This is a genomic window from Isosphaeraceae bacterium EP7 (genome assembly GCA_038400315.1).
Taxonomy (GTDB): Bacteria; Planctomycetota; Planctomycetia; order Isosphaerales; family Isosphaeraceae; genus EP7.
Map to the genome: position 1 here is coordinate 4,213,667 of CP151667.1, position 17,345 is coordinate 4,231,011.

The following is a 17,345-nucleotide window of genomic DNA, read 5'->3' on the forward strand; positions in this document are numbered from 1 at the left end:
GCGGAGGGGAGTTCCCCATCGCCGGCCCCGCTCGCATCGTCGTCAAGGCTCGCTGGATCAGTGATTCAGCATCCGATGGATCAGGCCCGGCTGAGGCTGGTCCTGCTGCGGCGACCCGGTGGTCGTGGGCGGCGGGGCGGGGGGCGGATAATAGCCCGGATTTTGCGGCGGGTACGAGGGGGGCGGCCCGTAGCCCTGCTGGGCGTAGACCGGGATGATCCCGGGCGCGGCCTGGGGCATCTGCATGGCGGCCACGGGGGCCTGGGCCATCTGCAGCCTCGGGTTCTTGAACTGCGAGAGCCCTTCGCCCACCGCGCCGATCACCCGGCCGAACAGCCGAGGGGTGGTGACCACCATCGCCGATTGAGGCGCCGCGGCCTGGACCGGAGGGGCGGCATACACCGGCTGCGGCGCCTGGGCATAGACCGGCTGTGGTGCCTGGGCATAGACGGGCTGCGGCGCGGGGGCATACATCGGCTGAGGCGCCTGGGCGTAGACCGGCTGCGGCTGCGGGGCCTGCTGGGCGAACAGGGGGAGGACCGGGGGGGCCGCCATCGCCGGGGGCAAGTTGACGTAGTTGATCGTCGGGCCAGCCGTCGGGGCAGGATTCAAGATCGTGATGGTCGGCGGCGGGGCCGCCTGGATCATGATATTGGGCGCCTGCTGCTGGATCAGGACCGGCGAAGGAGCGGTCTGGACCACCACCGGCTGGGGCGACTGCACCGGCACATACTGCGGGGGCTGCTGCTGAGGCGGCGGAGCATACGCCGGCGGGGCATAGTTGGGCGGCGGGACCGCGACCGGCGGGGCGTAGGACGGCGGTGCTTTCGTCGGCGGCTCGGGCTGCGCCACATACGGCTGCTGCGGGGTCGGCTGTGCCCGCTGGGGGCTGGCTGAGCCGTGCCCGCCGGTCTGCCGGACCTCGGGATCGACGATGGTCGACTCGCGACCGGGGGAACGACCGGCCAGCGTCTCCGAGATGTTCGTACGCGACATCGCCGCGGAAAGCCAGCGAATGGAGTCCTCGGGAGACCTCGGGGTGTCCAGTCTGGCCACCATTTCCGCCTTGTTCGCCGCGTTCCGCTTGTACAGGAGCATGCAGGGGGTCTGCTTGACCTTCAGCCGTTCCATCCAGCCGGGCTCGGCCTCGGCCGAGAGCTCGACGAACTGGAGCGCCGGCCTGAGCCGGACGAACTCCGGCCGGTAGGCGATCTCCGACGCCAGGAGTCCCGAATCCGGATTGGCCGCCGAGGTCACGACGACCAGCATCGGCCGCCCTTCGCTTAGCAGCGCCCGATAGGCCGCGGCCAGCGCGGGCCAGCTCGGGTCGGCCGCGGCCGTCGCGACGCCAGGCGCCATGGTCAGGGCCAGGGCCGACGCGGCCAGGGCCCTGAGGCGTATTGCACCCGATCTCCGAAGGCTCATCGACTTCCCCTTCCGGGCGACCGCGTCGCCAATTGGTCCCACAGGCCCTCATCCTCGCGTCGCCCGGACCGGATCCGGGCACGACTCTCAGCGGAGCCCCGGGCCCGGGCCTGCGGCCCGGAACCCCTCGGCCATCGCCCTGAACTGCTCCGCAAGCTGCTCTTTCTGCGCATCGCTCAGCGGGGCCGATTGCCCCTCCACGCGGGTCAGGTCCACACCCGCCGTGCGAAGCCGGTCGACCAGGCGGACCGTCAACGGCGCGAAGACACGCTGGCCCCAGGCTGCCCTGAGCGCCGGATCGGCCGGCACGGCGGCCTCGATCCGCCGGGAAATCTCCTGGTACGCGTCGGCGTAGGTGCGATAAAGGTCCATCCGGCCGGCGATCCCGTCGAAGGCCGCCGCCAGCCCCTCGGCCGACGCGGGGCCGCCGTCCATGGTCGACAGCACGCCGCGAGCGATCGCCTCGGTTGCCTCCTCGGGCTGCAAGGCGTTGGCGGCAGGCACCTTCTTCGCAGCCGATTCGTCGCGGCCATCGCCGATCCCGGGGCCAGCCGTCGGGATCCCGCGATCGGTGACCTTCCCGACGAAAGCGCTCAGCGACGCGATCGGGGTGATCGGCTCGCCGGCGAGTTCAGCGAGGTCATCGCCAGCGTCGGCCTTCAGGTCCAGTTCGACCGACTTCGCCGGATCTTGGGGCGAACTCACCGAGATCGAGAGCGGGGCCGTGTCCAGCCCCTGGGCGTTGCCGACGACGAGGAGGAACTCCAGCCGGGCGTCGGCCTGCGGTAGACTGACGCGTGTCCTGCCCGATTGCGGCCGGTCGACCACCACCTTCGGCCCCTGGATCTGCACCCAGAGGTGGTTCAGTTCGTTCCCCAGCGAGTCGTCGCCGACGAGGGTGATCTCGTAGCCGGGAAGTGGCCGCCCATCGAAACGAGCAACCGCCTTTGGCCTCGTCGAGACCTGGATCATCTGAGAATCGTCGAGGACAACCGGCTGAATGACCGGTTCTTGGGCCCTGGCGAGAACCAAGCTGGGCTTCGCCGCCGGGGTGTCCTTGAGGGGAGGAGTGGCCAGATTGAGCGGCCAGGTCAGGAAGGCGACGGGAAGGCCCAGGCCCACCGCGACAAGGCCGCAACCGACGGCTCGGTAACCGGATGCGGAAATCGGGTTGGCTCGCTTCATCTGGGATCCCTCCCCGGTCGCTTCGCGGTTTCGAGCTTAACTGTCCGTGTCTATCCACAAATTCGGATCATGAGGGCGTTCACTTGAAGGAAACCGCCGGATTGTGCCTGCTATGTGGTTTATGTCGGCCAGACTGGCGGTCGAGAGGGAGCCGGCTCGGCTCTTCCAATGGCGAAATGACGGCGAGGGCCGGCTTTTGAAGACAATCGACCTCAATGTCGACCTCGGCGAGGGGTTTCCCTGGGATGCCGAGTTGCTACCCCTGGTTAGCTCCGTCTGCGTCGCATGCGGCGGCCACGCCGGCGATGCCCGCACGATGGACGCCACGCTCCGTGGCGCGAAGCTGCGAGGCGTCACGGCGGGGGCTCATCCGGGATATTTGGACCGCGCGAACTTCGGCCGGATTGACCGGGAGGCCACCGCCGAGGAAGTGCGGGGTCTCATCCTCGAACAGTGGGATGCGCTCCAGGCCGTCGCCTCCTCGATAGGCATTCCCCTTAAATTCCTAAAGCCACACGGTGCCCTGTATAATCAGGCCCGCCTCAGCGAGCCCCATGCATTGGGCATCGTCGAGGCCGCTGCCTCCCTCGGGATGCCGGTCCTGGGAATTTCGGGAGGGCTCGTCGAGAGTCACGCCGCCCGTCGCGGAGTCCGCTTCGTCTCCGAGGGCTTCGCTGACCGGCGTTATCGGCCGGACGGCTCGCTCGTCCCGCGGAGCGAAGCCGGGGCTGTACTCGATGACCCGGCCGAGGCGGCGGAACAAGTGTTGACCCTGACCGAGCGCGGGATCGAGACGCTCTGCATTCATGGCGATCATCCGGAGGCCGTCAAACTGGCCCTGGCGATCCGAGTGACCCTGCAACGCTCAGGAATCGAAGTCCGCTCCGCGTTCTGAGCCCCGGAGGTACCGATGGGCCTGATCGTGCTCAAGTCGGGGCTTTGGACGACGTTTCAGGACGAGGGGCGGCCGGGATACCGTGATCGTGGAGTTCCCCCGGCGGGAGCGTTCGACCTCGGTTCGCATCGACTGGCCAATGCCTTGCTGGACAACCCGCGAGGGGTCGCCACCCTGGAATTGACCCTCGACGGGGGCCATTACCAGGCCACGGCCGCGATGGAACTGGCCATCGCAGGCGCGGCCATGCCTGCTCGGATCGAGCTGACCGGGAGACAGCCCGTCATCCTGCGACCTCCCTGCGCATTCCTGCTTCGAGGTGGCGAACGCCTGACGATCGGTCCCGCGCGGACCCAGATCCGGGCCTACCTCGCGGCCCGCGGAGGCTGGCGGTCGCCGGTCGTCCTGGGGAGCAGATCGTCCGAAGTCCCGATCAAGGCTGGGATTGTGCTCGAAGACGGGTGGACGCTCGACGCGGAAATGGATCAACTTCGGTGCAATGGGAGGCGTCTGGGTTGCTTCGAGCCCTCCGCGGACGAGGGACCCTACCGAGTCATGACCGGGCCCGACGCAGTGGCCGATTTCGAGAACTCACCGCTCCTGACGGGGGAGTTTCGCGTCCTGCCTCAATCCAACCGGATGGGTCTGAGGCTGGAAGGCCCCGCCTTGAACGTGCAAGCCGATCCCGATCGGCTGTCCGAGCCGGTCGCCGTTGGCGCGGTCCAGGTCGCGGGCGGGCAACCGCTCATTCTGGGGGTGGCCTGCGGCACGATGGGGGGTTATCCGCATCTGGCGCAGGTCGTCTCGGCCGATCTCGACCGGCTCGCCCAGGCCAGGCCGGGTTCCTTGATCCGATTCGGGCGGGTGGAGCCGGAGGAAGCGAGGCGTCTGGACTCGGCGCATCGGCTTGAGCAATCTGCGTTTCTGAGTCGCGTCGAGTTGCGGGTCCGCGACCATCGGCGGCTTCTCGAGGCGGGCGGCTGAGCTTGCCGTCTGGGCCCGAATCGAGTATTCCGTTCGCCCAGGGAGGGCCGGTCGTGGCCCCTCCGGGTTGGGCTCCGACTTTCGATCCGGTCGCAGGAAGAGGCGCTATTGATGTCGCAGGGACGCTCGACTCAGGTCCATGCACTGAGATGGGCCCTGGCCTTGGCCATCGTCGGGCCCACGGCCGGCGGCTGCCGGATGGCCCAGAGGCGGCATGATCGGCCGGCCGGCGCGAGGCCCGAATCTCGGGTGCCCGCCCTGCCCATGATCTCGGCCGAAGCCCCCCGGAGCGACTCGGAAACCCGGACCACCGGCTACGAGGTGGTGGCCGAGCCGGGCGAGGAGAAGTCGCCCCCGGAATTCGCCCCAGCCCCGACACCGATGCTCGACCGGGCGATCGTCCGCTCCAAGGCGATCCAGGACGGGGTTGTGGCCGGGATGACCCAGCCTGCACCCGCCGTCGCGCCGGCCTCGACGCCAGACTTGCCTTTGATTCCGGTTTCCACCGCCGCGGCGGCCCCGGCCGAACTCGCGGCGGAGGGCGACGCGCTCCCGACCATGCCCGTCCCCGAGCCCACGCCGCCTGCTCCCGCGGTGGTGGTCGCGGCCAATCCGGCCCCCGCTCCAGCCCCGAAACCCGAAGCGAAGCCCGAGCCGACTGCCGAGGAAGCCTGGGACGAAGCCCTCGCCCGCCTGCGGGCACTGGCTAAAAATGGCCAAGGCTCGGGCGACGCGCCTGGGGCCTTGGCCTGGACGCTTCCCGTGATCGATTGGCTGGCCCGGCCGGCTGGGGACGAAGGGGCCGGTGCCGACCCGATTCGCCCCGTGATTGTCGCCCTGATCCGCGAGGCCGAGCCCGTCCCGGGTCGGGAATCGGCCCGCATCCGCGAGGCGGTCGGTGCGCTCGAAGCGGCCTCGCCGCTGGAGATGACCGACCTGCGATGGTGTCGCAACGTCTACGGGTTCGGCGAGTTCGAGCCGATCGACGAGCCCGCGTTCCATCCGGGGCAGGCGGCGATCCTTTATTGCGAGCTTGCCGGCGTCCACTCGGTCGAGGCCGATGGCCAGTTCCGGTCGAAGCTCCAGGCACAGCTGGCGATCGTCCCCGACGGAGGGGGAGCACCCGTCTGGACCCAGTCGTTCGACCCGGCCGAGGATCGTTGCCGCCGACGCCGTCGCGACTTCTTCGTCAACTACTCGTTCAGCATCCCCGAGAGCCTCGCCCCGGGCCTCTATCGACTTCGCCTGACCCAGACCGACCAGGTGGCCGGCCGGGGCACGACCCGCGAGATCGCCTTCTCGATCGAGCCCAAGGTCAAGGCCGAGCCCGCGCCCGCGGCGGCATCCGCGGCACGCTGACCCGGCCCCAGGCCAATCAAAGTTCCCGAAGGGCGCTGATGACGTCCAGGCGAACGGCGCGAATCGCCGGGAAGAGGCCGCCGAAGAGGCCCATCACCGCCGTCATGCCCACCGCGATGATCATCACGGTTGGCCCGAGCCGGAAGTTGACCGTCAGCTCCGAGAAGGTGTCGCTGCTCAGGGTGCCGAAGGTCAGGGCGCTCAGCGGGATGGTGGCGAGCAGCCCCACGGCGCCGCCGAGCATGCAGAGCAGCAGCGACTCGGACATGAACGAGATCAAGACGTCCGACCGCGAGAACCCCAGGGCCCGCATCGTGCCGATCTCGCGGGTTCGCGACGACACGGCCGCGAACATCGTGTTGGCCGCCGAGAAGAGGGCGCCGATCGTTAATAGCACGGCGATGACGGTGCCGAAGACCTGGAGGAAGATGCTCGACTGGGTCTGCTTGGCGAAGTAGTCGACCTCCGAGAGCGGGTCGAGCTTGAACTGGTCGTTCGACGAGATTGTCTTCTTGAGCCGGCCCAGGGCCTCGGGAGAGACGGCCCGAAGCTGGATGCAGCTCACGGAGCTTTCGCGATTCAGGGCCCGGGACAGGTCCTTCTCGTCGACCCAGATCTCGCTCTCGGCCGAGCTGCCGCCGGCGGTGAAGATCCCCACGACCCGGTACGACTCGCGGTCGCCGCACCTGATGACGCCGCCGATATTCGCCCCCTTGAACCGGCCCGCCAGTAATTTGGGGACGATACACTCGCCGCGGCCCAGCTCGAGGTCTCGCCCCTCGGTGATCTTGAAGTCGGGTCGCAGGGCCCTCGACGCCGGCTGGATTCCGCGCACGATCAGGTTCGTCCGGGTGCCGTTGGCCCGCTGCACCACGGGGATGCTCAGCAACTCGCCCGCGATAAGCGGGAGCCCACGCTCGTCGCGGGCGATCCCGTCGAGGGTGGACATCTCGTCGGCCGTCTTCTTGTCGATGCCGCTGGTCGTCTCGGCATCGGCCCCTTTGCGCAGGACGATCAGGTCGAGCGGGTCGCCGGAGACCTTCAGGCTGTGCTGAAGCCCCTCGACCATGCCGAAGAGGATGCACGAGCACCAGACGACCGCGCCCGTGCCCAGCACGGTCATCAGCGTGGTGGCCCAGCGCACCCGCAGGTTCCGCACGTTGTACTTGATCGGGATCATGGTCGGTTCGCCATCCTTGTGAGAGAACGGGGGAGGGGGCCGGGCGGCCGGTCAGACGACCTTGCGCAGCCCCTTGATCACCGACAGGTTGGCGGCCAGGATCGCCGGGATCAGGCCGCTGACCAGGCCGATGGCCAGCGAGGCCGCCATGCCCACCAGCGCCGTGCTCCAGGGGACGTAGAAGAAGGGGAGGAAGCCCGCGGTGTAGGGGGCGATGTCCACGAAGTCGAAGAAGAACTTCGCGCCGATCGCGCCGACGAGCCCGCCGATGCCGGCGACGATGATGGCCTCGCTCAGCACGATGAAGCAGACGAGACCCTTGCTGAATCCGATCGCCTTGAGCACCGCGACCTCGGTCGTCCGCTCGCGCATCGCCATCGCCATCGCGTTGCCCGCGACGCAGACCAGGGAGAAGACGACCGCGACGCCCACGGCCAGGATCAGGTCCTTCAGGTTGCCGAAATACTCGGCGAACATCTTGCCGAAGGCCTCTTCCGTCTGGGTCTTCGTCGGCATGTCGCTGTTGGTGTAGGCCTTGTCGATCTTCTCCGACAGCATCGCCATCGCCGCCGGATCCTTGCACTTCAGGTAGATGATCCCGGCATTGCCCGCGGCGCCCGCCATGCTCGACTTCTTCAGCCCCTCGTCCAGATAATCCCAGTTGAACATGCACATGCGCAGGTCGCGATTCGACGGCCCGTCGTAGATCGCGCGCACGGTCAGGTCGAGATCGAACGGGTAGATCGTCCCCTTCAGGGGGAGCGGGTCGCCGATCTTCAGCTTGCGGTCGGACGCCAGCTTGGCCCCGATGACGCAGCCCGCCCGGTCCTTCTTCCAGGCCTCGAGCTGGTCGGGCGGCACCGACAGCTCGTCCATGATCGTGAAGATCTGCGACGGGTCGACGCCGAACTGGGCGAAGGGCATCCGCTCGTTGCCGACGCTGCCGCCGTACCAGCTGAACGGACTTGCCGCGACGACGCCGTCCATCGCGGCGACCTCGGCGACCCGGGCGACCGGCACCTTGCCGCCGAGCCCCTGCGAGCTCATCGTCACGACCCGGTTGTAGATCTTGACCGACGAGTTGACCTCGTCGTTGACCGTCAGGAACGACGCCAGGATCATCGACAGGAAGAGGCAGACGCTCACCGATCCGACCGTCAGCAGCGAACGGATCGGGTTGCGGCGGGCGTTGCGGAAGATGTAGACGAGGAACTTCATGACGCGGCCTCCAGGCGACTTTCACGCACCACGTCGCCGACGAGCTGACCCTTGTCCAGGTTCAGCAGGCGGCTGGCCCGCTGCGCCGCGTGGGGGTCGTGGGTGACCATGACGATGGTCTTCTTGAACTCGCGGTTGAGCTGCTCCAGCAGGTCGAGGATCTCCTCGGCGCTGGTGCGGTCGAGGTCGCCGGTCGGCTCGTCGGCCACGAGCAGATAGGGGTCGGTGACGATCGCGCGGGCGATGGCCACGCGCTGCTCCTGGCCGCCGGAAAGCTGCCTGGGGCTGTGGTCCTCGCGGCCGGCCAGGCCCACGATGCGCAGGGCCGTCATCACGTTCTCGCGCCGCTTGCGCTTCGAGAGCTTGGTCAGGAGCAGGGGGAGCTCGACGTTCTCGAAGGCGGTCAGCACCGGGATCAGGTTGTACATCTGGAAGATGAACCCGACGTTGTTGGCCCGCCAGCGCGTGACCTCGCCCTCGCCCATCCCGCCGATGTCCTGGCCGTGCACCCGGACCACGCCGCGAGTCGGCCGGTCGAGCCCGGCGATCAAGTTCAGGAGTGTCGTCTTGCCCGAGCCCGACGGGCCCATCAGCGCGAGGAACTCTCCCTCCTCGACCTTCAGGTCCAGGCCGCTCAGCACGGGGACCGTGAAGGAATCTCGGCGGTAGGTCTTGTCGACCCCCTCAAGCTCGATCGAATACGTCGCGCCGCTCATAGGCCTCTCCTTCTTGGAGTCAACGGTGGGGATGTCCGGGCCGAGGGCTAGCGGGCCACGGAGACTCGCTCGCCGTCGCGTAAGGCCTTGGTCGGGTTCAGGACCACGCGATCGCCGGCCTTCACGCCCGACTCGACGCGAGCCAGGTCGTCATTGGTCAACACCACCTCGATGCCGCGTCGGCGCACCTCGTCCTTGTCGTCGATGACCCAGGCGTACCAGTGCCCGGTCTCCTCGACGATGGCCGCCTTGGGCAGGAACAGGAAGGCCTTGCCGGCGTCGGGGTTGACCACCCCCTTGTCGGGCAGGAAGTGCACGGTCGCCCCCAGCTCGGGGAACAGGGAGGCGTCGGGGTCGAGGATCTCCACCTTCACCTTGACCGTCCCCCGGGCGCGGTCGCCCATCGGGATGATCTGCCTGAGCCGCCCCCGATAATGTTTGCCCGCCACCGCGCTGACGGAGACTTCCGCGGGCTGGCCGATCACCACGCGCGAAAGCAGGGCCTCGTTGACGTCGGTATCGACCTCCATCCGGTCCAGGTTGGCCAGCGTCACCACGGCCGAGCGGCCGGTCGAGCTGCTCATGCTCATGCTGGTGATGACCTCGCCGACCTCCCCCTGCTTCTCGACGACCGTACCGTCGAAGGGGGCGTAGAACGACATCTGGCGGATGTTGTCCTCGCACTCGGCCACGTTGGCACGCAGCAGTTTGGCCGCCGCCTCCAGGGCCGCCACGCGGGCCTCGCCCATCTCGCGGGCCGTGTCCGCCTGCTCGACCTCCTCCAGCGACGCGGCGCCGTTGAGCGACCGCAGGCGAACCATCCGCTTCGCCTTGCGGTCCTTGTCCTTCAGGTCGGCGCGGGCCTCCAGCAGCTCGGCGTCGGCCTTCAGCACCTCGGCTTTTTTCGATTCGAGCAGGGCCTCCATGTCGCGATGCTCGAGCACCGCCAGGAGGTCGCCTTTCTTGACCTTGCTCCCCTCCTCGACGCGCATCTCCTGCACGCGTCCGGGGAACTTGGTGCCGATCATCGCCTGGTTCCTCGACTTGAGGTAACCCTTGGCGCTCAGCAGCTTCTCGGCCTCGCCGGAGGTCATCGTCGAGACCACGCCGACGTTCACCTCGACCTTGGTGCGGATCTTCTCGTACTCGCGATAGGCGTAGAATCCGCCGCCCGCGAGCAGGCCCAGCGGCACCAGCCAGATCGACCAGCCCAGGAGCGCCGAGCCGAAGCCCCTGCGCCTGGCGGGGCGACCGGGGCGGTCGTCGCGTTGTCGGATCGTCGAGCCGCGTCCGTGGTCGCCGCGGTCGATTTTCAGCGAGGCCAGGTCGTCGCGCAGCGTGCTCGCCATCTGGGTACGCCCCTCCCCGATCGAAGCCCGTGTCTCGCAAGGGCGTTCGTCGCCCGCCCCGCTTCGTTAGGTCAGGCCGCGAAAATTCCCGGGCCCACTCCATCCAGTCATGCTGGAATGAAGGGCGCGATCGGGTTTTTTACGGCTTCATCGGGACAGGAGTATACTACCTTGCGATCGATGTCAAGTGGTCGCACGATCACCATGACAACCGGTCACGTCTCGATCGGTCAATAGCCGCAGGCCTTCAGGTGCTGGACGCTGCGCACGACCCGATCATGTCGACCTTCCAGGCCGGGCTCGGGTTCGCCCAGAATTCCCTCGATCTCGATGGTGTAGGCACCGCCGTATCCGACCTTGTCGAGCGTCTCGCGGATCCGGACGAAGTCGACCCCGCCCCCCTCGCCGATCGCCGGGAAGTACCAGTCCTCGAACCGGCCTCGCCCGTCCTTGACGTGAACGTTGCGGACCAGGTCGGCCACCTTGGCCAGTTCGTCGACCGGGTCCACGCCCTCGTTGTAATAGCCGATGTTGCCCGTGTCGAAGTTCAGGCGGATCGAGGGGTGATCCAGGTCCGACATCAGGTCGAGCATCGCCTTGGCGTTCTGGGTCGGCCCTTTGTGGGTCTCGAGGGCCACGGTGATGCCCAGGGCCCCGGCGGTGTCGCCGATCCGCTTCAGGTTCTTGACGATCAGCCGACGCTCGTCGGCGTCGGCGGGCTGGCCGGCGCCCGAGACGACCAGGCCGACGTTGAACCACTTGCCGGCGAAGGCGATGCGCTTCTGGGTCGTCTCGACCCCCGCCTCGGTGCGGATGTCGGCGCCGCCGACGTTGCAGCCCGAGATCCCCACGCCTTCCTTCTCAAGCAGGGCCACGAAGGCCGAGGCGGTCGCGTCGTCGGCCTTCTCGGTGATGACGGCCGACTCGGGGATGACCAGCCCCCCCATGTCGTGGCCGCGCAGGGCCAGCTCCAGGTGATCGATCCCGGTCGATCGGATCCGTTCGACGGCGGTGCGGACGCCCGAGGCGCCGTAGCTATTGGTGAAGCAGCTGACCAGGCGGTTCATGACCGGAAGACCTCGCGCGGATTTCTCGGGGACCTGGGGCCGTTGCTCGGTCCCGTTCAACCTTCGGATCGCTTTTCCAGCGCCACGGGGACCTCGGCCAGCGGGTCCACAACCCTCAGCGAGGTGCGACCCGCCAGGACTTCCAGCAGGGTCTGGCCGCAGACCTGATCGCGCCAGCCGTCGGCGAGCACCGGCCTGGGCAGGCCGAGGCTACCGTCGAGGCTCCAACGGATCAGCTCCTTCAGGTCGGCCGCGGAGCCGACCAGCCCGGTCGCCACCTTGTGCTCGGCGCAGCAGCGGGCGAGCGTTGCGGCGAGCAGGCTGACGACCATCGACAGGCCGGGCCCCTCGTCGAATCGCTCGGGGGCCTCGGGGAGCGACTCGGCGGGCGTCGCCTGCGCGGCCTGGATGACCTCGACGACCTCCTGCGACTTGGCCAGCAGGTGCGGCCGGTTGTAGTCGCGCAGGGCTTCCAGGTCGCGGCGGCTGCTCGGCTGACGCTTGGCGATGGCCGTCAGCAGGTCGTCGCGCATCACCTGTCGCATGGGGCGATTGGAGCGCCTGGCCTCCTCGGACCGCCACTCGTAGAGGAGCCGGGCGGCCTCGAGGCCCCGGCGCGAGAGCTGGTGAAGCCCCGAGAGCTTGCGCCAGCGCTCATCGTCATCGCGCCTGCGGATCACCTCGATGAAGTCGGCGTACTCGGCCTCGGCCCACTCCGTCCGGCCGAGCTTCTGCAATCCGGCCTTCAGGGTGTCGACCACGCGCAGCAGGTGGCGTACGTCGTCCAGCGCGTACTGGATCTGGGCCTCGCTGAGCGGGCGGCGGCGCCAGTCGGTGCGCGTCTCACCGCCCGTGACGCTCACGTGCAGGACCTGGCCCAGCAGATTGCCCAGCGACAGCGGGTAGCCCATCCCGACCAGGCCCGCGGCGATCTGGACGTCGACGACCCGCGCGGGGAGGAAGCCGGTCTGGAACCGGCAGATGCGCAGGTCTTCCCCCGCGGCGTGCATCACCACCTCGATCGTCGGGTCGATGACCGCCTGCCAGAAGGGCCCGATGTCGCGGATGGCCAGGGGGTCGACGATCGCCAGCCGCTTCCGGGTCGCGACCTGGATCAGGCAGAGGATCGGCTCGAACGTATCCTCGCTGACGAACTCGGTATCGAATGCAAATTGCCCCTCCTCGCGGAGGTGCGCAACCAGCTCGGCGAGCCCCTTGGCGTCGTCGATGAATTCTTCTTGAATCGGTTCGGTCATGCGAATCGTGCCCGGTCGCGGCCTCCGGACTCCCCGAGCTTCGTGCCCGCGGCCCCACCGGCCCGTCGCGACTGGTTGGGATTGTCACACCGAAGTCGCTCGGATGCAAGCGTCGGCCCACTGATGCGGGAACATTTGGACACGTTTTCTCGACGTGCCCGTTGGCGAAGCCGCGGGCATTCGAGGCTCAGGGTGCGGCGTCATACAGCACGAAACAGGCCCAATGAACCGGATCCTGGAACTCGGGATTGCGTGCAACCAGCCTGCGGGCGGCCTCCAGGGCGCGGGCGGGCGAATCGCCGCGGGCCACCCCACGATGGAATTCAGACAGCAGGATGGCCGACGATTCGGTCGGCGGATCCCAGAGGCTTAGCAAGACGGTCGAGGCTCCGGCCGAGAGACCGGCCCGCGCCAGGTCGCGGAGCGCCGCGGGTGTCACCGCACCCCGGTCGTCGGGGTCGCCGACCGCCATCGCCAGCACCTCGGCGGAGAGCGGGACCCTCAGCAGGTCGCCCGCCGAGACCCGGCCGTCGACGCGGCAAGGGGGGGGATCGCCGGGCCTGAGCAGCAACTCGGGCTCGCCCGACGGCGTGCGCGACGGGTCGAGCACGGCCAGGGCCGAGACCTGGATCGACCGGGCGTGCGCCACTTCGGAACTCAGGAGCCGGCGAGGGCCCGCGTCCGGGCCGGCGTGCAGGACGACGGGGCGTGTCAGCGCGCGGATCACCTCGGCGAGCTCGGCATGGATGAACGGGTCGGCCCAACCTCGCCGGGACAGGCCTCGGGGAGTGTCCTCGGGGCTGGCGACGATGAGCAGTCCCGTGCCGCGCGGCGGGTGCTCGGCCCGCTGCCTGCGGATCAGGGTCAGCGAGGGGGCATACCTCAGCCCGAACCGCTCGCCGAGCGGCCGGTCGCGGCCGATGACCTCGAAGGCGACGGCCGACGTCGCGTCGCCGGGGACGATCAGGAGCCGTTCAACGCCATTGAAGGCGGGACCGAAGGGGCGGATCAGGACGTCGTCGAGGAACGTCCCCCAGTCCTGGGCCTGCGGCGGGGGGGGCATGCCCGAGGGGGTGCTGGGCCGATCCGGCTCGGGCAGGAGTCCGATCAGGGCGTCGGCCCGGCCTGGCTCGGAGACGCGTAGGCCTCGCCCGGAATCGCCCAGCTCCGAGCGCCAGGCCTCGACCGCCCTGCGCAGGAGGGTCCGCGTGACCGGCACGCGCCTGGCCTCGACCCCCAGGCCCGGCCGGATCAGGAAGCCGACGAGCGACTCGGGGCCGGCAGCCGCATAGACCAGCACCGCCTCGCCGGTGCGGAGCTTGAGCCCCTCGACGTCGACCCCCTTCGCCGGCCCTTCGAGGTCGAGTCGGGCGCCGTCGGCTTCGATCCCGGCAGGGGGTTCCTCGGCCTCAGTTTCCCCGCCCAGCCAGGCGACGAGCCGCCGCTCGGCCTGCGGGCGGCCCGACTCGGGCAGGAACGCCATCGAGGCCGAGGCGAGTGAACGGCCGACTCGATCGCCCCATCGTCGTCGGTCGGCGCGGTCGAGCGCGGCGAGGGCTTCCTCGGGCCTGCCGGTGGCGAGCTTGCAGCGTGCGGTCCCTCGGGCAATCCGGCCGTCGGCCCCGAGGATCGGCCGCGAGGCCTCGCCGCCGGTCCCCTTCAGGGCGCGGTCCGCCAGCCGCCGCCTCAGGTCCGAGAGCAGGTCGGCCGCCGCGTCGGGCTGCCCGGCGCGTTCCAGGATCTCGGCGCGTTCCAGGTCGGCCTCGGCCGCGAGCCAGGGGCGCCCCGCGGACCGGTGCGCGGCGGCGATCCCGTCCAGCTCGTTAAGTACGCGGGACAGCTCAGGGACCTGTGAGGGGTCGGTCGCCTTGCCGACTTCCTCGGCCGCCAGCCGCCTGGCCCTGATGTGAGGGGCGACCGCCGCGTGCCAGGGCCCCGCGTCCGCGAGATGGCCGGCACGTGCCAGGAAGGTTGCCCGCCGGAGATCCCAGGCGGGCTCATCGGCGAGCGAGACTCCGGCGAGGTCGACCCCGTCTCGCCAGCGACCCAGGGCTGCCAGCGCAGTCAGCCTTCCCAGGGCCGCCTCGCGCCAGAGGCCAGGGCGGCCGGCCCGGTCGACCCTCGCCAGGACCCGGGCGTCGGCCGCCTCGGCGGTCGGCCAGTCCTCGCGGCCAGCGGCCAGCGCCGCGACAATCCGGTCCAGCTCCGGGACCATCCGCAGGACCGGGTCGGACCGGATCGACGGGCCGAGGGTCGCCACGACCGGGCCGGCCGGCCCCCCCTCGCCCTCGACCGACGCGATCCAGCCGCCCAGGGCCTCGGACAGGACACGGAGCCGGGGCATCGGCGGGCTCGATCGAGATGCCAACTCGGCGGCCAGCCGCGCGTGGTCGCGGGCCTCGGCCGCGTCGATCCCGTCGCCCCCATCCAGGCCGGGGGCCAGCTCGACGGCGAGCCAGAATTCCATCTCGGCCTGGCGGTCGAGCCGCTCGCGCCGGCCGAATGCCGCCGAGGCCCGGCGGACCGACTCCACGACCGTCGCGGTCGGGCGCCCTTGCCGCCGCTCGATCGTCGCCCTCAGCGTCAGGACCTCGGCCGCAGCCAGCGGTGTCATGCCCGGGTCCGCCTCCAGGTGGAGGAGCGGCCCGGACAGGTCGTCGCCCTCGCCCCGGTCGACCCGGTCGACGAGCGACTCGTATCGGGCCGCCAGCGCCGTGGGCAGGTCGAGCTCAGCCGAAGATCCGCGGCGCCGGTAGAGGCGACGGTCGGGCTGGAAGGCCAGGTCGGCGGCATCTTCCAGTGACCAGGAAACAGCCCGCCGGAGCGCCGATGCCGTCGGAATCAGCTCGATCCGCCCCGACGCCCTGGCCAGACCGATCCGCCCGCCATCGGGCGAGGTCGAGGCCGCAGTCCAGCGATCCAGGGGCTCGGACGCGGCGAGAAACCGGGCACGCGACGCGAGCGAACTCGGCGAAACTTCGGCCGGAATCAGGAGCACCCCGCCGACGATGGGGACCATCACCGAACGCTCGCCGGCGGTGCCCACGAACGCGATCGTGCCGGCTGCGTCCGCAACCGAGAGCCGCAGCGCCGGGCCGCCGACGACCCGCTCGATCGAGACGACCGGCCCTTCGGCCAGTCGTGCCAGGCCGGCCGAAGGAGACTTTCCGCCCGCCGTCGCCACCGCGATCGCCGCCCCGAGGTTGACTCCCTGCCCCGAGAGGTCGCGGCGATGCCGCTCGACGCTTCCCCCGGCGCGGCGGACGAGCAAGCTCGCGCCACCTGCATCGAACGCGATCGACGTGGGCCTCAGCCCGGGGGAAAGTGAGGCCGGCTTCTGCTCGCCCGAGGGGCCCGCGATCCGTCCGTCGGGGGTGGTCGTGACGCGGAGGAGCCGGCCGTCGTCGAGGCCAGCGATCACGTCTCCGTCTACGTCGGGCGAGCAGGCCAGCGCCGAGACGGCACCGCAGTCGAGCCTGGCTATCGGCTGCGTCGATTCGCCCGAGACGTCCCAGAGGACCAGGCCGGCCAGGTCGCCGGTGACGACCCGGCCGCCGGGGCTCACTCCCAGGGCCCTGGCCCCCGTCTCGGCCGGCGAGACGAAGGTCGGCCGGTCCGACCGGTCGGGCATGTAGACGGCGAATCGCCCGTCGAGGAACCGGACCACCAACCGCAAGGTTCCCGCCCTGAGGCCCATCCCCTCGGCCCAGGCGAACTCGACCGCGGGGGTTGCCTGGCCGTCGGGCCTTCGGAGCGAAACCGTCCCGAGTTCCGCCGTTGCGGCCGATTTCCGGGGGCGAGCGGGCCGCGCGGGATCGTCGAACGGGCAGCCCGTCGCCGTCAGGAGGGCGAGCATGGCCGCGAGCCAGGCCGGCCCGGGGCTTCGGCTCATGCCAGCCCGCCGAGGAACTCGCGCAAGGCGGCATTGGTCCGTTCGGGCTGCTCCAGCGGGGCCAGATGACCGGCCCCCGGCACCACCACGAACCTGGCGCCGGGGATCGCGGCGGCCATCGTCCGCGACTCCTCCAGGGGGATGAGCTGGTCTTCCTCGCCGGCAAGCACCAGGGTCGGGACCTTGATCGAGCCGAGGAAGTCGGTCCGATCCGGCCTGACGGCCATCCCCCGGGCCGCCGCCGCCACCCCCTCGGCGGACGCCCCTCGCATCACCCGGCCCATCCGCTCGACCAGCTCGGGTTTCGCCTGATAGGTGGCCGGCGCGAAGAGTTTGGGCAGGGAGGCCCTGACCGCAAGCTCGGGGCTACCGGCCTCTTCGACCATCGTCGCCAGCTCCTTGCGACCCCTGGCCGTCGAAGGCGAATCGATGCCCGCCCGCGTGTTCAGCAGGAGCAGGGCCCGGACGAGCTCGGGGTTGTTCTCGGCGATCGCCAGGGCCACATACCCGCCCATCGACAGCCCGCCCACGACGGGCGGGGCCGGCAGTTGAAGCGACTCGATGAGCGCCACGACCTCTTCGGCCATCTCGTCGATCGTCAGGGTGCCCGGGATCGCCGGCGACCGGCCGTGGCCGGGGAGGTCGGGCGTGATCAGGCGGTAGTCTCCCGCCAGGGCCTCGACCTGGTCGCTCCAGGTTGTTCGGTCGAAAGGATATCCGTGCAAGAGCACGACGGCCGGCCCGGCCCCCTGGTCGTCATAAGCGAGCATCGTCGATGGCCCCCAATCGGCGTCCTGCGTCCTGGCTCCACGGATTCTA

General features: G+C 69.8%; 13 protein-coding genes. 3 read left to right on the forward strand and 10 right to left on the reverse strand.

The window, feature by feature from the left end; all coding sequences use genetic code 11:
* Positions 1 to 57: 57 nt before the first annotated feature.
* Positions 58 to 1,425: a hypothetical protein gene (locus EP7_RS16310; RefSeq protein WP_463522540.1), complete on the reverse strand. Its 1,368-nt coding sequence runs from the start codon at positions 1,423 to 1,425 to the stop codon at positions 58 to 60.
* A gap of 87 nt (positions 1,426 to 1,512) precedes the next feature.
* Entirely contained in the window at positions 1,513 to 2,610 is a 1,098-nt protein-coding gene (locus EP7_RS16315) for a hypothetical protein (protein ID WP_463522542.1), read from the reverse strand.
* A gap of 196 nt (positions 2,611 to 2,806) precedes the next feature.
* Between EP7_RS16315 and EP7_RS16320 the strand changes: the two genes are divergently transcribed.
* From EP7_RS16320 to EP7_RS16330, 3 genes are all read left to right on the forward strand, one after another.
* Positions 2,807 to 3,505 carry a LamB/YcsF family protein gene (locus EP7_RS16320; protein WP_463522544.1) on the forward strand — a complete coding sequence of 233 codons (699 nt, stop codon included), beginning with the start codon at positions 2,807 to 2,809 and terminating at the stop codon, positions 3,503 to 3,505.
* 15 nt (positions 3,506 to 3,520) lie between these two features.
* Positions 3,521 to 4,489, forward strand: coding sequence for a 5-oxoprolinase subunit C family protein (locus EP7_RS16325; protein WP_463522546.1), 969 nt, complete (start codon positions 3,521 to 3,523; stop codon positions 4,487 to 4,489).
* Positions 4,490 to 4,600: 111 nt separating this feature from the next.
* Positions 4,601 to 5,848 carry a hypothetical protein gene (locus EP7_RS16330; protein ID WP_463522548.1) on the forward strand — a complete coding sequence of 416 codons (1,248 nt, stop codon included), beginning with the start codon at positions 4,601 to 4,603 and terminating at the stop codon, positions 5,846 to 5,848.
* 16 nt (positions 5,849 to 5,864) lie between these two features.
* Here EP7_RS16330 and EP7_RS16335 read toward each other — a convergent pair whose 3' ends face one another.
* From EP7_RS16335 to EP7_RS16370, 8 genes are all read right to left on the reverse strand, one after another.
* Positions 5,865 to 7,028 carry an ABC transporter permease gene (locus EP7_RS16335; protein ID WP_463522550.1) on the reverse strand — a complete coding sequence of 388 codons (1,164 nt, stop codon included), beginning with the start codon at positions 7,026 to 7,028 and terminating at the stop codon, positions 5,865 to 5,867.
* Between the two features lie 51 nt (positions 7,029 to 7,079).
* Positions 7,080 to 8,246 (reverse strand): ABC transporter permease, encoded by a 1,167-nt coding sequence (locus EP7_RS16340; RefSeq protein ID WP_463522552.1) that lies wholly within the window; start codon positions 8,244 to 8,246, stop codon positions 7,080 to 7,082.
* Positions 8,243 to 8,962, reverse strand: coding sequence for an ABC transporter ATP-binding protein (locus tag EP7_RS16345; protein WP_463522554.1), 720 nt, complete (start codon positions 8,960 to 8,962; stop codon positions 8,243 to 8,245). The genes EP7_RS16340 and EP7_RS16345 overlap by 4 nt, the downstream gene beginning before the upstream one ends.
* Before the next feature lie 47 nt (positions 8,963 to 9,009).
* Positions 9,010 to 10,311 (reverse strand): efflux RND transporter periplasmic adaptor subunit, encoded by a 1,302-nt coding sequence (locus EP7_RS16350; protein ID WP_463522556.1) that lies wholly within the window; start codon positions 10,309 to 10,311, stop codon positions 9,010 to 9,012.
* Between the two features lie 230 nt (positions 10,312 to 10,541).
* On the reverse strand, positions 10,542 to 11,378 hold the full coding sequence (locus EP7_RS16355) for a sugar phosphate isomerase/epimerase family protein (protein WP_463522558.1): 837 nt from the start codon (positions 11,376 to 11,378) through the stop codon (positions 10,542 to 10,544).
* Between the two features lie 56 nt (positions 11,379 to 11,434).
* Positions 11,435 to 12,634, reverse strand: a complete 1,200-nt coding sequence (locus EP7_RS16360) for a ribonuclease D (RefSeq protein ID WP_463522560.1) — start codon at positions 12,632 to 12,634, stop codon at positions 11,435 to 11,437.
* Between the two features lie 187 nt (positions 12,635 to 12,821).
* Complete coding sequence (locus EP7_RS16365; RefSeq protein WP_463522562.1) at positions 12,822 to 16,526, reverse strand: CHAT domain-containing protein; 3,705 nt, start codon at positions 16,524 to 16,526, stop codon at positions 12,822 to 12,824.
* Complete coding sequence (locus tag EP7_RS16370; RefSeq protein ID WP_463522564.1) at positions 16,523 to 17,296, reverse strand: alpha/beta fold hydrolase; 774 nt, start codon at positions 17,294 to 17,296, stop codon at positions 16,523 to 16,525. Before EP7_RS16370 ends, EP7_RS16365 begins: the two co-directional genes overlap by 4 nt.
* Positions 17,297 to 17,345: the final 49 nt, after the last annotated feature.

What these genes read in the sequence shown, in the direction of transcription:
- EP7_RS16310 (WP_463522540.1), bottom strand. Translation starts at nt 1,425, where the DNA reads ATGAGCCTTCGGAGATCGGGTGCAATACGCCTCAGGGCCCTGGCCGCG.
- EP7_RS16315 (WP_463522542.1), bottom strand. Translation starts at nt 2,610, where the DNA reads ATGAAGCGAGCCAACCCGATTTCCGCATCCGGTTACCGAGCCGTCGGT.
- EP7_RS16325 (WP_463522546.1), top strand. Translation starts at nt 3,521, where the DNA reads ATGGGCCTGATCGTGCTCAAGTCGGGGCTTTGGACGACGTTTCAGGAC.
- EP7_RS16330 (WP_463522548.1), top strand. Translation starts at nt 4,601, where the DNA reads ATGTCGCAGGGACGCTCGACTCAGGTCCATGCACTGAGATGGGCCCTG.
- EP7_RS16335 (WP_463522550.1), bottom strand. Translation starts at nt 7,028, where the DNA reads ATGATCCCGATCAAGTACAACGTGCGGAACCTGCGGGTGCGCTGGGCC.
- EP7_RS16340 (WP_463522552.1), bottom strand. Translation starts at nt 8,246, where the DNA reads ATGAAGTTCCTCGTCTACATCTTCCGCAACGCCCGCCGCAACCCGATC.
- EP7_RS16345 (WP_463522554.1), bottom strand. Translation starts at nt 8,962, where the DNA reads ATGAGCGGCGCGACGTATTCGATCGAGCTTGAGGGGGTCGACAAGACC.
- EP7_RS16350 (WP_463522556.1), bottom strand. Translation starts at nt 10,311, where the DNA reads ATGGCGAGCACGCTGCGCGACGACCTGGCCTCGCTGAAAATCGACCGC.
- EP7_RS16355 (WP_463522558.1), bottom strand. Translation starts at nt 11,378, where the DNA reads ATGAACCGCCTGGTCAGCTGCTTCACCAATAGCTACGGCGCCTCGGGC.
- EP7_RS16360 (WP_463522560.1), bottom strand. Translation starts at nt 12,634, where the DNA reads ATGACCGAACCGATTCAAGAAGAATTCATCGACGACGCCAAGGGGCTC.
- EP7_RS16365 (WP_463522562.1), bottom strand. Translation starts at nt 16,526, where the DNA reads ATGAGCCGAAGCCCCGGGCCGGCCTGGCTCGCGGCCATGCTCGCCCTC.
- EP7_RS16370 (WP_463522564.1), bottom strand. Translation starts at nt 17,296, where the DNA reads ATGCTCGCTTATGACGACCAGGGGGCCGGGCCGGCCGTCGTGCTCTTG.